The sequence below is a fragment of the Leuconostoc fallax genome, from assembly GCF_004354645.1.
GTDB classification, from domain to species: Bacteria; Bacillota; Bacilli; order Lactobacillales; family Lactobacillaceae; genus Leuconostoc_B; species Leuconostoc_B fallax.
This window is the reverse complement of the sequence record NZ_PUFI01000014.1, coordinates 289,660-304,622: the sequence shown is the minus strand read 5'-3', so window position 1 is coordinate 304,622 and position 14,963 is coordinate 289,660. Positions and strand designations below refer to the sequence as shown.

Annotated in this window: 13 protein-coding genes; 1 reads left to right on the top strand and 12 read right to left on the bottom strand. The window is 39.6% G+C overall.

The window, feature by feature from the left end; genetic code table 11:
* Positions 1-8: 8 nt before the first annotated feature.
* The 3 genes from typA to C5L23_RS05740 all read right to left on the bottom strand — a co-directional run bounded on the left by typA (position 9) and on the right by C5L23_RS05740 (position 2,982).
* Positions 9-1,850: a translational GTPase TypA gene (typA, locus tag C5L23_RS05750; RefSeq protein WP_010007627.1), complete on the bottom strand. Its 1,842-nt coding sequence runs from the start codon at positions 1,848-1,850 to the stop codon at positions 9-11.
* A gap of 68 nt (positions 1,851-1,918) precedes the next feature.
* Positions 1,919-2,704: an inositol monophosphatase family protein gene (locus C5L23_RS05745; protein ID WP_133264424.1), complete on the bottom strand. Its 786-nt coding sequence runs from the start codon at positions 2,702-2,704 to the stop codon at positions 1,919-1,921.
* Positions 2,701-2,982 carry a UPF0223 family protein gene (locus C5L23_RS05740; protein ID WP_010007631.1) on the bottom strand — a complete coding sequence of 94 codons (282 nt, stop codon included), beginning with the start codon at positions 2,980-2,982 and terminating at the stop codon, positions 2,701-2,703. Before C5L23_RS05740 ends, C5L23_RS05745 begins: the two co-directional genes overlap by 4 nt.
* A 75-nt stretch (positions 2,983-3,057) precedes the next feature.
* Here C5L23_RS05740 and def point away from each other — a divergent pair, with 75 nt between their 5' ends.
* Complete coding sequence (gene def, locus C5L23_RS05735) at positions 3,058-3,624, top strand: peptide deformylase (RefSeq protein ID WP_010007632.1); 567 nt, start codon at positions 3,058-3,060, stop codon at positions 3,622-3,624.
* Between the two features lie 53 nt (positions 3,625-3,677).
* Here def and hpt read toward each other — a convergent pair whose 3' ends face one another.
* The 9 genes from hpt to purF all read right to left on the bottom strand — a co-directional run bounded on the left by hpt (position 3,678) and on the right by purF (position 14,928).
* The gene (gene hpt / locus C5L23_RS05730; RefSeq protein WP_010007633.1) at positions 3,678-4,229 is read right to left on the bottom strand and encodes a hypoxanthine phosphoribosyltransferase; all 552 of its coding nucleotides are present in this window, start codon (positions 4,227-4,229) and stop codon (positions 3,678-3,680) included.
* Positions 4,226-5,524, bottom strand: a complete 1,299-nt coding sequence (gene purB, locus C5L23_RS05725; RefSeq protein ID WP_010007635.1) for an adenylosuccinate lyase — start codon at positions 5,522-5,524, stop codon at positions 4,226-4,228. The genes hpt and purB overlap by 4 nt, the downstream gene beginning before the upstream one ends.
* A 166-nt stretch (positions 5,525-5,690) precedes the next feature.
* Positions 5,691-6,908, bottom strand: a complete 1,218-nt coding sequence (locus C5L23_RS05720; protein ID WP_133264423.1) for an OFA family MFS transporter — start codon at positions 6,906-6,908, stop codon at positions 5,691-5,693.
* A gap of 159 nt (positions 6,909-7,067) precedes the next feature.
* The gene (locus tag C5L23_RS05715; RefSeq protein ID WP_133264422.1) at positions 7,068-8,732 is read right to left on the bottom strand and encodes a formate--tetrahydrofolate ligase; all 1,665 of its coding nucleotides are present in this window, start codon (positions 8,730-8,732) and stop codon (positions 7,068-7,070) included.
* A gap of 47 nt (positions 8,733-8,779) precedes the next feature.
* Positions 8,780-10,030, bottom strand: a complete 1,251-nt coding sequence (purD, locus tag C5L23_RS05710) for a phosphoribosylamine--glycine ligase (RefSeq protein ID WP_010007638.1) — start codon at positions 10,028-10,030, stop codon at positions 8,780-8,782.
* 71 nt (positions 10,031-10,101) lie between these two features.
* On the bottom strand, positions 10,102-11,628 hold the full coding sequence (gene purH, locus C5L23_RS05705; protein ID WP_010007640.1) for a bifunctional phosphoribosylaminoimidazolecarboxamide formyltransferase/IMP cyclohydrolase: 1,527 nt from the start codon (positions 11,626-11,628) through the stop codon (positions 10,102-10,104).
* On the bottom strand, positions 11,625-12,233 hold the full coding sequence (gene purN / locus C5L23_RS05700; protein WP_010007641.1) for a phosphoribosylglycinamide formyltransferase: 609 nt from the start codon (positions 12,231-12,233) through the stop codon (positions 11,625-11,627). Before purN ends, purH begins: the two co-directional genes overlap by 4 nt.
* Entirely contained in the window at positions 12,227-13,288 is a 1,062-nt protein-coding gene (gene purM, locus C5L23_RS05695) for a phosphoribosylformylglycinamidine cyclo-ligase (RefSeq protein WP_010007642.1), read from the bottom strand. Before purM ends, purN begins: the two co-directional genes overlap by 7 nt.
* 11 nt (positions 13,289-13,299) lie before the next feature.
* Positions 13,300-14,928: an amidophosphoribosyltransferase gene (gene purF / locus C5L23_RS05690; RefSeq protein WP_010007644.1), complete on the bottom strand. Its 1,629-nt coding sequence runs from the start codon at positions 14,926-14,928 to the stop codon at positions 13,300-13,302.
* Positions 14,929-14,963 lie beyond the last annotated feature (35 nt).

Here is a 14,963-nt window from a genome sequence, read left to right as displayed (position 1 = left end):
TTTATTAATTAATTTGTGGCTGCCTTACGGCGCTTTGCTGATTTTTCACGTTCTGAAGTATTCAAAATTTCCTTTCGAATACGAACGTTTTCTGGTGTTACTTCAACATATTCATCATCATTCAAGAATTCCAAGCTAGCTTCAAGACCCATGATACGTGGTGTCTTAATTGATGCTGTTTGATCCTTGTTAGAAGAACGAACGTTAGATTGTGGCTTTAACTTTGTTACGTTAACAGAAATATCGTTGTCACGAGAATTCATACCAACAATCATTCCTTCATAAACTTCAACGCCGGCACCAACAAACATTTGTCCGCGATCTTCAACACCCATGATGGCATAGTTTGAAGTAGTCCCTTGATTAATTGAAACCAAAGCACCATTACGACGACCAGGTTCCCAGTTACGGATAACAGGACGGTATTCAGCATACGTATGGTTATAAATACCGTATCCGCGTGTTGCAGTCATAAATTCAGTAGAATAACCAATTAAGCCACGTGAAGGCGCCATATATGTTAATCTTGTCTGACCGTTACCAACTGCTTCCATATTAATCATCTCACCCTTACGTTGGTTCAATGAATCAATAACTGTTGATGAATATTCGTCAGGTGTATCAATTTGTACAGATTCGAAAGGTTCTGATAATTGACCATCAACTTCACGGTAAATAACTTGTGGTCGTGAAGCTTGTAATTCAAAGCCTTCACGACGCATTGTTTCGATCAAAATTGATAGGTGTAATTCACCACGACCAGATACTAACCAAGCACCAGCTTGATCTGTATCAACAACACGTAGAGAAACATCAGTATGCAATTCGCGCTTCAAACGATCCTCGATTTGACGTGCAGTAACGAACTTACCTTCACGACCAGCAAACGGACTATCATTTTGACGGAAAGTCATTTGCAATGTTGGTTCATCAATACGCAAAATTGGCAATGCTTCTGGATGTTCTGGATCAGTAACAGTTTCACCAACGTTGATGTCTTCCATACCTGAAATCGCAATCAAATCACCAGACTTTGCTTCTTCAATTTCAACACGATCCAAACCGATATAACCAAATAACTTAGTTACACGGAAGCTCTTTGTTGTGCCATCAAGCTTTAATAGATCAACATTATCACCAACTTTGATTGTACCGCGCTTAACACGACCAATTCCAATACGACCAACGAAATCACTATAATCTAACATTGCAGGTTGGAATTGTAGTGGTTCGTCTGAATTATCAACTGGTGCAGGAATTGTATCAAATACTGCATCAAAGACTGGCTTCATTGTATGCTCTTGATCTGCTACGTCTGAACTCATTGAACTTGTACCATTCATAGCTGATGCGAAGATAACAGGGAATTCTAAGCCCTCATCGTCTGCACCCAATTCAATGAACAAATCCAAAACTTCATCGACAACTTCATCAGGACGAGCACCTGGACGGTCGACCTTGTTCACAATAACGATTGGTGTTAGATGTTGTTCGAACGCCTTTTTAAGAACAAAACGTGTCTGTGGCATTGTACCTTCAAAGGCATCAACAACCAATAAAACACCATCAACCATTCCCATAATACGCTCAACTTCACCACCGAAGTCCGCGTGTCCGGGTGTATCTAAAATATTAATTTGTTTGTCGCCAACTTTAACAGCTGTTGTTTTTGACAAAATCGTGATACCACGCTCTTTTTCGATATCGTTGGTATCCATGGCACGGTCACCAATATCTTTACGAGAGTCTATTGTATCTGATTGCTTCAAAAGTTCATTGACCAACGTTGTCTTTCCATGATCGACGTGGGCAATAATAGCGATGTTACGGATGTCTTCGCGATTTGCCAATTTTCCAGTGCTCCTTTAACTTACTGCTACTCATAGTAAAAGCTAGGGAAACAAGATAGCTTATTACCCTAGCTCTTTCGCAACGTCATAATTTTACGATGCGTCTGATGTGTAGCAACTAATACTACGTTTGATTTTAACATATCAAGTGGTGAACCGTCAAGGTTTGTTACCAAAAGATCTAATGTTCTTGCCAGGACATTGCCTGCTGCAAAATCCCAGGGCATCATCTTGGAAGAATAGCCAACTGATTGCCCACGAATGACTCGAATAAACGATGGCCCCGCCGCACCAATCACACGATATCCTAATGCATGCTTAGCAATTGTGTCATATCCGAACATATTATATAGTAGCCGTTTACCGCTCAACAAAATGATACCATTTTCGAGTTGTGTATCTACTGGATTAGTCATCCGTAATTGGTTACTATAAACACCAATTTGTGGCCCACCATGATAGACTACATTGCCCATTACGTCTAATATCCAACCCAGAATTGGTTCGCCATCAACGTATAAGGCAATCATGATAGCAAAATCTTCTCGTTGTTTAACAAAGTTCATCGTCCCATCAATCGGATCCACAAACCAAACGTGTCCTGCCATATTAGTTGGTCGATCGCCATAACCTTCTTCACTCACAATAACAGCGCCAGCATCAAAACTCCGAATTTTTTCGACAATAATTCTTTCATTGTTTCGATCAACATTCGTTACTAAATCGCTGGCGTCTGATTTCACATCAACGTCTAATTGTTGATTCATTGCTGTAATCGTTTGTGTTCGTAACTCATCAAGCCATAACATGACTGTTTGGTCAATTTCTTGAATTTCAAATTGTTGAAAACTCATAAGCCTAATCTTATCCTATCTTTTGACGAAGCTTTTGCTGTTTGTATCGTTCTATAAATACTATATCCCGTTTGTTGCTCAAAATCTCGATCAAATTTACGCTGTTCGCCCTTAGATGGTATTACATCACAAAAATCACGGTATGCTGTTAGTAAATTGGAACGTCGCATACTCGTTTCATAAACTGAGAGCACATCATCTACTAACTTAGAAACCTTAATGATATCCTGTGTATGCCAATGTCGTTCAATTGGCAGCTGATAATTATTATTTGTCATACACCAATTCTATCAAATTTTGCTATACTAAAATAGTATAAAAATGTGTCATGTGACATATAGGAGAAATGAAAAATGCGTTTTACAATGGATAAAATTGTACGTGATGGTGATCCCGTTTTACGTGCACAAGCAAAAAAGGTTGAATTCCCTCTTAGCGATGAAATCCAACAATTAACTCAGGATATGATGGACTATCTTGTTATTTCACAAGATGATGAGCAAAACGAAAAGTACGGCTTGCGTCCGGGTGTCGGTTTAGCTGCACCACAAGTTGGTTACTCTCTCCAAATGGCTTCAATTCTTGTTCCGCCTTTGGATGAAGATAGTGATGAGCCTTATTGGCAAGGTACCATCTTTAACCCGGTCATTATTTCTGAATCAGTGAAGCGCGGTGCACTTAACGTTGGAGAAGGCTGTTTATCTGTAGATGAAGACGTTCCCGGTTTCGTCACACGCGCCAACCGTATTACAGTTCGCTATCAAGATGAACAAGGTCAAACACAAACCATCAAATTGCGTGATTATCCTGCTATTATTTTCCAGCATGAGATTGATCATCTACACGGTCATCTTTATTATGACCACATCAATACAACAGCACCTTGGCGTGTTGAAGATGATGTTAAGTATATCGACTAAAATTAAATATAGACACAAAAAAACATCAAATATAATTTGATGTTTTTTATTCATCATAATTTATCAAAATCTACAACTGCAATAACTGGTAGATTTCTAAAACGATTATTATAGTCCATACCATACCCGACTAAGAATTCGTCTGGTACAAGCATCCCCGCAAAATCGACGTCGATATCAAGAACACGCGCATCCTTTTTATCAGCAAGAGCTACAGAGGTCACTGAGGCAGCACCCTTTAATTCGAAATAATTAATGAGCCACTTCATTGTACGTCCAGAATCGATAATCTCATCTACAATGACAACATCACGATCCGTCACATCCATACTCACATCATGAACAACTTTCACTTGACCGGTTGACGATGTGCCATTATAGCTTTTAACATCAATAAAATCAAAATCAACATCAAGTGGCATGCGACGTAACAAGTCAGTTGCAAATATGACGCCACCCTTCAATACGGCGACAAATATCGGCCTTTGAGCTTTATGCTCATACCTTGTTGTTAACGCATTGGCAACACGTTGCACTTGTGCTTGGATATCTGTTTCGGTAGCAATAACTCGCTTTATTGCTGGATGATTAATCAATGAAGTCATTCAGTTAATCCTACTCTCTTAAAAATCTCATCCACATGACGCAAATGATAATGATAATCAAATGCATCATCAATTTGTTCTTTTGTCAAATGCGATGTAATTGTTGCATCGGCGTCCACTAAATCTCTAAACATTAATTGCTCATCCCACGAACGCGCAGTCAAAGGTTGTACGGTATCATAAGCTTGCTCACGAGATAATCCAGCATCAATTAGGCTCAGTAATAGACGCTGTGAATAAATCAAACCGTATGTACGATCCATATTACGACGCATTGTCTCTGGGAAAACACCTAAATTATTCAAAATACCTGTATGCCGATGTAACATATAGTCAATCAAAGCTGTTGCATCAGCTAAAATGATCCGTTCAGCAGAAGAATGACTAATGTCACGTTCATGCCATAAAGCAACATCTTCTAATGCAGTTACAGCGTACCCTCGCAAAACACGTGCTAATCCTGTGATATTTTCGTCACCAATTGGATTACGCTTATGTGGCATTGCTGAAGAGCCCTTTTGACCCTTAGCAAATCCCTCTTCCACTTCATGAATTTCTGAGCGTTGTAATGAGCGAATTTCTGTTGCCAACTCTTCCATTTGCGTACCAATTAACGCAATTGTTTGAATATAATCAGCATGTAAGTCACGCGGTAAAACTTGTGAACCAATAGGTTGTGGTGTTAATCCAAGTTCATCCATTGCCACTTCTTCAACACGCGGTGGTACATTGGCAAAAGTTCCAACCGCTCCACTTAACTTACCTGTTTCAACTGCTTTTGATACACGGTCAAAACGTTCAATGGCACGTGTTGCTGAGGCATAAAAACGTGCCATTTTCAAACCAAACGTCGTTGGTTCAGCATGGACACCGTGTGTCCGTCCCATCATGACTGTATCTTTATATGTCAAAGCCAACTTTTTAATGGCAGCTTGCCATAAACGCAAATCTTCTTTAATGATGTCATTAGCCTGTCTCAAGCGTAATGCTTGGGCAGTGTCAACAACATCAGTTGAAGTTAGACCGTAATGAATCCACTTACGCTCTTCCCCTAATGATTCTGACACATTTCGTGTAAATGCTACAACATCATGACGCGTTTGTAATTCAATTTCTGCAATACGCTTTGGGTCAAATGTTGCATTGGCACGAATTTTTTCTAGATCTACAGCAGGAATGTGTCCTTCTGCTACCCAGCCAGCATCAACAGCAATTTCTACATCAAGCCACGTTTGATATTGGTTTTGCATAGACCAAATATCGCGAAGTTCCGGTCGTGAATATCGTTCTAACATGTTTACAATCCTTTATATTCTGTCTTTATCTATCATTGTACCAGTTAATTTCATTTTTGAGTTCGACATTTTATTAATTTTATCTCACAAAAATAAAAAAGGTTCGTAAATAGCGAACCTTTTAAGCTTTTTATTCATCTTAAACGAACGTTAAGTTTGTAACCGTTTAATTGATTAATGTTTGCGTTGGTTTAACAACCACCATCGAAACCAAAAAGGCAATAGCGTACAAAACAGCAATAGCAACAAACACAATTTGATAATCCATATTCAAACCATGAACAATAAAACTTGCTAATTGATTACCTGATAAACCAGCCGCTGCCCATGCCGTCAAGGCAATACCATGAATTTTAGAAATGGCATGCATTCCAAATCGATCTGCTAATAATGGTGGTAAGGCTGAGAAACCACCACCATAACCAGCGTTAATTAAGAAGAATGCTGCCACAAGTACAATTGGCATCAATCCGCTGGTATTTGGTAGGAAATATGCCAATAATGACATCACTAATGATATTGCAAAGATAACACGATAAACAGTGTTACGGTCTAGCAATCGATCAGATAGTGTTGCAAAACCAATTCGACCTGCTGCATTGAAGAATGCATCAATACTAACAACTGTTGCAATGGCGCCAACTGAGAAAACAGCTACATTATTCGTATTGGTTAGGCCAGCTAAAATATCCTTTTCTTGTGAAATAATCGCTAATCCAGCAGTAATATTCAGATAAAACATTAACCATATACCAATGAAATTAGTATTTTTAACTAATTGTACTGGATTAAACTTGTTTTTAAGTGGCTTTTCATGCCAATCGAGTGGTTTTCTAATCAGCACAGAACCAATCAACATCATCACTGCAAATACAATAGCTAACACAATAAACATCTGCCACAGGCCAACACTCGTCTGTAGCCGCATCATAATTGGTGAAAAGATCATTTTTGCTAAACCAAAGCCAGCAACTGCTAGTCCAGTACCAAGGCCCTTATTATCTTTAAACCATAGCATTAAATTTTTTACTGGCGTTAAATAGCCAATACCAAGACCAATCCCCATAATGACGCCATAAAAAATATAAATACCAATGAGCGACTTTTGCTGAATACTTATACCTGTGCCAATCATCCCAACCACAAAAAATAACGTGGACAAGAGTGCCGACTTTTTAATATCCTGCTCAACAAAATGGCCTAATGCTGCGGCAGATAAGCCTAAGAATAGAATTGCAATTGAAAATGCCCATTCAACATTAGGTACCGATGCGCCAATATAGTCCGCAACAGCTTGCTTAAAAACACTCCAGGCATAGACGGTGCCGATACTCCCGTGAATTAATAATGCTGGTAGCGCCGCTCGTACCCATTTGTTTTCCATTAAACCTTCTCCCATCACTTGTTTATCTTATCATTTAATCATAATAAGTTTAAATTGTAAACAAAACACGTATAATTTTAACATTAAACCATTATAATAAATAAAAAACACGAATATTAGAATATTGACATTCGTGTTTTTTATATGTATTCTTTACCATTAAAACAATCCAGTAATCGTGCCAGATTCATCAATATCGATGTCATATGCAGCAGGATGTTTAGGTAACCCTGGCATGGTTAAAATTGACCCCGTTAGCGCTACTAAGAATCCTGCTCCCAACTTAGGGACAAACTCACGGACATGAATAACAAAATCTCTTGGTGCCCCAAGTTTTTTAGCATTATCAGATAGTGAGTATTGCGTCTTAGCCATAATAATGGGTAATTTATCCCAACCATACTTTGCAAATTCTAATAACTGCTTTTCTGCTTTAGCACTTAATTCAACGCCTTGTCCGCCATAAATGGTTTGAACGATTTTGTTTAACTTCTCGACTGCTGTATCTTCTGTTGCATATAAAGGTTTAAAATCAGATACCTGATTTGCTTTTTCAACTACTGCTTGGGCAAGTTCAGTCGCACCCAAACCACCTTTGGCCCACACATCACTGGTATAAGCTTCTACGTTAAAGTGTTGTGTATAGGCCTTTATAGTTTGCATTTCTGCATCGGTATCAGCTGTAAAACGATTAATCGCCACAACAACAGGTACCCCATAGCGCTGCATTGATTGTATATGTCTACCCAAATTTTCTAAACCGACTTGCAAAGCCTCAAGGTTCTCAGTATTCAAATCGTCTAGTGCAACACCCCCATGATGCTTTAGCGCACGAATGGTTGCTACGATAACAATTGTATCAGGCGTTTTACCCAAAATAGGCACTTTGACATCTAAGAACTTCTCGCCACCTAAATCAGCGCCAAAACCACCTTCTGTAACTACATAATCAGCTAATTTAAGTGCCGTTTTTGTTGCCAGAACCGAGTTAGTTCCTTGCGCAATATTGGCAAAAGGACCACCATGAATAATGGTAGGCGTATGTGCTAATGTTTGTACTAAGTTAGGCTTAATTGCATCTTTAAGTAAAGTTGTTAAAGCACCTGCAACGTGCAGATCTTCAACCATCACTGGTTCTTTATCATAAGTATATCCGACGACAATACGCTTAATTCTATTTTTTAAGTCTTGCAAATTCGTTGATAGTGTTAAAATAGCCATCAATTCGGAAGCTACAGTAATATCAAAGCCATCTTCACGTGGTACACCGCTTGTAGGGCCACCTAACCCAATGGTCACATGCCGCAAAGCACGATCATTAATATCCAAAACACGTTTCCAAAGGATTCTTCTTGGATCGATATTTAAAGGATTCCCTTGATAAATGCTGTTATCTAGCGTGGCTGCTAACATATTATGTGCAGCAGTTAATGCATGAAAATCCCCAGTAAAGTGTAAATTAATATCAGCCATGGGGATGACTTGAGAATAGCCCCCACCAGTAGCACCGCCTTTCATCCCCATCACTGGTCCTAATGATGGTTCACGTAAGGCAATCATCGTTTTTTTATGCGCTAATTGCAATGCATCAGCTAATCCAACTGTCACCGTTGATTTCCCTTCACCAGCCGGTGTGGGATTAATTGATGTTACTAAAATCAATTTCCCAAGTTGCGTTTTACGTTCAACATCGTCATCAAGCTTTATTTTTGCCTTATCATAACCATAAGGTTCAATTTCATGTGTCGCTAAACCGGCTGACTTGGCTATTTCAATAATTGGGGTAATTGTTGCTGATTGTGCAATTTCAATGTCTGTTTGCATCTTTTAAATTCCTCGCTCAATAATGATGTGTCACGATTGTTGACCTATTATTTTACTTCATGTTGTATGGCTTGATAAGCAATATCATGCCGATACTGTAAATCAGTGCCCAATTGGTCTAATTTATTATAAACTTTTTGTTGCGCCAATGTCGTATTCATGTCATGTGCCACAACAGTCGCTACACGACCACCGCTAGCAACACCGGCTTTAACACCTGCAAAATTAATAATTAATGGCGTAATCTCATCAGCTGTTGGCACTTTTGCGCCTTTAATTGGTGCTTGGGGATATCCTGCAGCAGCCAAAACCACGCCAACATAAACATCACTATCTTGCCACTCGGCTACAGGTTGATTGCCATTGAGCAAGTCCATAATTAATTGATAGAAATCAGATGTCAACTGTGGTAACACAACTTGTGCTTCTGGATCACCAAAACGGACATTGAACTCAATCACTTTAGGCCCATCTTGTGTCAACATAACACCGGTATATAATACCCCTATAAATGGGGTACCCTCGTTAGCCATAGCTGCAATGGTTGGCATCACAAGTTCTGAAATTGCGCGATCACGCACAGCGTCACTCAGCCAACGTACTGGACTGTAAGCACCCATACCACCAGTATTAGGTCCCTTATCGCCATCAAATCGACGTTTATGATCCTGCGCAATAGGGGCATGCGTGACAACGCCATTTTCCCCAACTAATGAGAAAATTGAAAATTCTACACCATCAAGATATTCTTCAATCACTAATTTTGCTGCAGCATCACGCGTGTATACATCAGATAAATAGTCCTCTGCCTGTGCTACATCGTTAATAATTGTAACGCCTTTACCCAATGCCAAACCATCCAGTTTAAAGACAATTGGTAATCCAAATTTGGACAAAGTCGACTGTGCGGCCGTTAAAGATGTTACGGTAGCGGAATTAGCAGTTGGAATATGATACTTATGCAGCAATGATTTTGTAAAATCTTTAGACCCCTCTAGTTGTGCTGCAACCGCATTAGGACCAAAAATTGTTAACCCGGCTTCTTGGAAACAATCGACAATCCCTAATGTCAAGGGTTCTTCATTGCCGACAAAGGTTAAATCAATATGATTATTTTTTACTGTTTCAATTAATGCTGTTGTTGCATTGGCTTGAATATCTAATCTGACAAGATTTTCATCTGTCATGCCATCATTTCCCGGCGCAACATATACCTGACTCACGATTGAACTTCGTAAAAATGTTTGAGCTAATGCATGCTCTCGAGCACCAGAACCCACAATCAAAACTTTTGCCATGATCTTCCCCTAAATTATGTAGTCAAAATCCTGATTATTGGATTTTGAAGCATGATAAAATCAAATCATTATTAATGTTTAAAGTGACGTTTACCACTGAAGACTAATACAATCCCTAATTCGTCTGCTTTAGCAATCGAATCTTTATCTTTAATCGACCCACCCGGTTCAACAATTGCTTTGATGCCGTGTTCAGCAGCATATGCAACTGAATCATTCATTGGGAAGAAAGCATCCGAAGCCAATACGGCCGTGTCAAAGCCAGGCTTTTGACTTGCTTTTTCAATAGACATCACTACAGAATCAATACGATTAGGTTGACCCGCACCAATACCCAATGTCTGGCCCTGACGCGCAACAACAATCGCATTGGACTTCACATGCTTAACAGCTTTCTGTGCAAAAACCATTGCTTCAAGTTGTTCTGCTGTTGGCTGTGCTTGAGAAACCACTTCAAAGTCAGCTTGGTTTTCACTCAATAAATCACGTTCTTGCACAACGAGGCCACCAAGAACACTGGTTACTTCTAACTTTTGTGGCACGTCTGTACTAAATGGTAGTGTTAGCAAACGTAAGTTCTTTTTTGCAGCCAAAATTTCATAAGCTTCAGGTGTAAAACTAGGCGCAATAATAATTTCTAAGAAAATGGCGTGCATTTTTTCAGCAGTTGCAACATCGACTTCACGGTTCAAGGCCACGATACCACCAAAAATAGAAATATCATCAGCCGCAAAAGCATTATCCCATGCAGCTTCAACCGTATCACCTTGCCCTATGCCAGCAGGATTCATGTGCTTAACTGTAACAACCGTCGTGTCTTCAAATTCTGAAATAATACGTAATGCAGCATCTGCATCGCGAATATTATTATAACTGAGTTGCTTGCCGTGTAAAATTTCGGCGTTAAGCACAGAATATGTCTCTGGCAAGGCTGTTTTATAAACTGCTGCAGCTTGATGAGGATTTTCACCATAACGCATATCATCAAACTTATCATAAGGTAATGTCAAAGACTGCGGGAATTCTGTTTTGGTCAAATAATTGGCAATTAACGCATCATAAGCAGCTGTATGTTGGAAAACTTTTGCTGCAAGTAACTTACGAAAATCACCATCGATCGTTTTTTCCTGCAACTTTTCGATGACGATATCATAGTCTGATGGATCAACAATTGGCAATACAGCTGCAAAATTTTTGGCAGCTGAACGCAACATGGAAGGGCCACCAATATCAATATTTTCAATAGCTTCCGCTTCTGTCACACCTTCTTTTTGAATAGTGGACTTGAAAGGATACAAATTAACAACAACCATGTCAATTGGTGTAATGTCAAATTCTGATAACTTAGCCATATGTTCTGGCAAATCACGACGTGCTAATAGACCAGCATGTACACGAGGATGCAATGTCTTAACACGACCATCTAACATTTCAGGAAAGCCTGTTACATCATCGATTGACGTTACTGACAATCCAGCGTCAGCAAGTACGCGATGTGTACCACCCGTTGAAACCAATTCATAACCTAATTCAATTAACTTTTGCGCGAAAGGTACAAGCCCTGTCTTATCGGAAACACTTAACAATGCACGTGTCATTTTAAAAATACTCCTTCATCTAATAATTTTTCAAGTGTATCAGGATACAAAGTATGTTCAACTTGATGTATCCGCTGTTCTAACGTTTCTAATGTATCAGTTGAATATCTGGGTACTTTTTGCTGTGCAACAATCGTACCGGTATCAACACCAGAATCAACATAATGAATGGTTACGCCTGTTTCTTGAACATGAGCATCAAATGCATCTTGTATGCCATGCCGCCCAGGAAAATGTGGTAACCATGCTGGATGAATATTAATAATCTTTTGAGGAAATGCGTCTAGCAATGTTGTGGTCAAAATACGCATATATCCTGCTAATAAAATACCATCAACCTGATCTGCTTGAAGTTGTTGAATAATATGAATTTCAGCATCTACCTTGTTAGCAAAATCAGCATAGCGGATCACTGTGATCGGAATGCCAAACTGTTCAGCTAAGTGACTAGCACCTGTATTTTCTTTATCAACAATTAATCGCACAATTTTGGCATTAAAGCGACGTGATGCAATAGCTGCTTGCAATGCCTTAAAATTAGTGCCAGTTCCAGAAGCGAAAACAGCCAGTCGCACCTCACGCTCTTTGTTCCCAATATTTACCATGGTGCATCCCCAGTAAACTTAACCTGAGGCTCTTGATTGTCACAATTAGCAACCGTGCCAATAACATAGGCTTCCTGATCGTGTTGCGTTAATTGTGCCATAGCTACCTCAACTTGATCAGCTGCTACAACAAGAATCATACCCAAACCATTATTAAATGTCAGCAACATATCATCTAATGATAGGTTACCTCGTGTTTGCAATGTATTAAATATTGGTAAAATTGGCCATGATCCCCATTCAATTTTGGCAAGTACATTGGTTGGTAAAGCACGTGGCAGATTTTCGACGATTCCGCCGCCTGTAATATGCGCCGCTGATTTAATTAAACCTGCTTCAATCAAAGGCCAGACAGTTTCTGCATAAAGGCGTGTTGGTGTTAATAGTACCTCTTGCATATCAGAATCTAATTGTTGAAAATCTTCGTTATCTTGAATACCAAGTACATGTCTCACCAGTGAATAGCCATTAGAATGAATACCCGATGATGGCAAACCAATCAAGACGTCTCCTGCTGAAACAGTTTGTGGGTTCAACAATTGTTGACGCTCAGCAACACCCACTGCAAATGCAGCTAAATCATAATGATTTTTAGCATACAAGCCAGGCAATTCTGCACTTTCTCCACCAATTAAAGCCATACCAGAAGCTTTAGAAGCCTTAGCAATGCCAGTGACAATTTCAGCAACAACTTCTGGGCGCATCTTATCTACTGCTAAGTAATCAAGCATAAAGGCTGGCTTAGCACCCTGTACTAGGATATCGTTAGCTACCATTCCCACTAAATCTTGCCCGATCGTATCATGTCGCTGAGCTGCAATTGCCAACAATAACTTAGTGCCCACACCGTCGGACCCAGATACTAATACGGGATCTTGATAGTTAGACCCTAAGGCATAAGCCGCACCAAAGCCACCAAGACCGTTTATCACTTCTGGTGTGTATGTATCGGCTACAGCCGATTGCATTAATTCAACAGCCCGTTCACCTGCTGCAATATCGACACCCGCTTTTTGGTAAGCATTTTGTTCATTATCATTGATTTGATTTGCCACGTATTTGCTCCTTATGAAATATTGGTTTTTGCACACTGCGGATTTGCATGGATAGTACCATCCGGTAAAAATTCTTGATTATGCAATGAAGCAACTTGTCGGGGATGATAAGTTGTAGTAGGTTCCGGTGCGAAAGTTACTTCTCCTTTGTCTACAAAAGTTTGTAGGGATTGCGCATAATCATAAATTGGGCTTGGGTATTGTCCATCAAAGTAAGCCGTTGTCAAGCCAGATCCTTCACCATGATAAGGTAGGTCAATAGCTTTAATTAGTGCGTTAACACTAAGAAAAGCTAAAGAGTCTGCTTCAATCATACGCGTCATTGATTCAATAGAATGATTAGCACCTAGAAGTTCTTTGGTCGTTTGCATATCAATGCCGTAAAAAGATGGGAATTTGAAAACTGGACTAGCTATTCTCACGTGAACTGACTTAGCACCAGCCTCTTTCAACATACGTACAATATACATAGATGTTGTCCCACGTACAATCGAATCATCAATTAACACAATGTTTTTACCACGTACCACGTCATCAACAACACTCAATTTCATCCGAACAGCACGTTCTCTTTTATCTTGTGTTGGTTCAATAAAGGTGCGAGCGATATATTGATTTTTAACTAATCCCATTTCATTGGGAATACCAGCACCCTCAGCATAACCAATTGCCGCACTTAAACTTGAATTTGGAACACCAACCACAACGTCAGCATCAGGCACTGGTTGTTCTTTAGCTAATGCCAATCCCATTCGCTTACGCGCTTGATGAACATTGACCCCATAGATATTTGAATCTGGTCGCGCAAAATAAATATATTCCATGGCATCAATATTAAGTGTTGTTTTAGTCGTATAAGTATCGATGGTGATTCCCTCATCATCAATTGTAATCAATTCACCTGGCTGAACATCACGCACAAATTTTGCACCAACAACACTCAAAGCAGCCGTTTCAGAGGTCACAATATAGTTACCATCAGGCATCTGTCCAATGACAAATGGTCGAAAGGCATGCGGATCTAGCACAGCATACATTGCTGTAGGCGTTAACAGTAAATAAGCGAATCCACCTCGAATTTTACCTAAGGCCTCTTTTATTTTATCTGTAAAGCTATCTGCTTTTGAACGTCGAATTAAATGCAATAAAATTTCTGAATCGGAAGAAGATTGAAAAATTGCACCCTGTTGTTCTAATTCACGGCGTAACGATAACGCATTAGTTAAATTACCATTATGCGCTAAAGCGATTTGCATATCATGAAAATTAGCCATTAGTGGCTGTATGTTCTCAACGCCATGTGAACCAGCTGTTGCATATCGCACATGACCAATAGCTGCCGTCCCTTGAAGTGCTTCAATATGGGCTGTGTCACGAAAGACATCAGAAAGTAAACCGAGGCCACGTTCTTGCCATAAATGACCAGCATCATTGGATACTATGCCTGCTCCCTCTTGTCCACGATGTTGCAAAGCATGCAAGCCATAATAAGTAATTTGTGCAGCATCATCACGTCCCCAAACGCCAAAAATACCACATTCTTCATTAAGTGATTTTGTATTTAAATCTAAAGCCCGCTCAACTTCAGCACTATGGGCATCGCCAGTGTTAATCTGTGATACATGTTCATTGTGTTTCATTATTATTTTCTCCAAAACAAGTGTTCTGTATCATT

Coding starts and splice junctions, on each gene's coding strand:
- purF (WP_010007644.1), bottom strand. CDS start 14,928: ATGAAACACAATGAACATGTATCACAGATTAACACTGGCGATGCCCAT.
- purH (WP_010007640.1), bottom strand. CDS start 11,628: ATGACACGTGCATTGTTAAGTGTTTCCGATAAGACAGGGCTTGTACCT.
- C5L23_RS05715 (WP_133264422.1), bottom strand. CDS start 8,732: ATGCAAACAGACATTGAAATTGCACAATCAGCAACAATTACCCCAATT.
- C5L23_RS05720 (WP_133264423.1), bottom strand. CDS start 6,908: ATGGAAAACAAATGGGTACGAGCGGCGCTACCAGCATTATTAATTCAC.
- def (WP_010007632.1), top strand. CDS start 3,058: ATGCGTTTTACAATGGATAAAATTGTACGTGATGGTGATCCCGTTTTA.
- purD (WP_010007638.1), bottom strand. CDS start 10,030: ATGGCAAAAGTTTTGATTGTGGGTTCTGGTGCTCGAGAGCATGCATTA.
- C5L23_RS05745 (WP_133264424.1), bottom strand. CDS start 2,704: ATGAGTTTTCAACAATTTGAAATTCAAGAAATTGACCAAACAGTCATG.
- hpt (WP_010007633.1), bottom strand. CDS start 4,229: ATGACTTCATTGATTAATCATCCAGCAATAAAGCGAGTTATTGCTACC.
- C5L23_RS05740 (WP_010007631.1), bottom strand. CDS start 2,982: ATGACAAATAATAATTATCAGCTGCCAATTGAACGACATTGGCATACA.
- purB (WP_010007635.1), bottom strand. CDS start 5,524: ATGTTAGAACGATATTCACGACCGGAACTTCGCGATATTTGGTCTATG.
- purN (WP_010007641.1), bottom strand. CDS start 12,233: ATGGTAAATATTGGGAACAAAGAGCGTGAGGTGCGACTGGCTGTTTTC.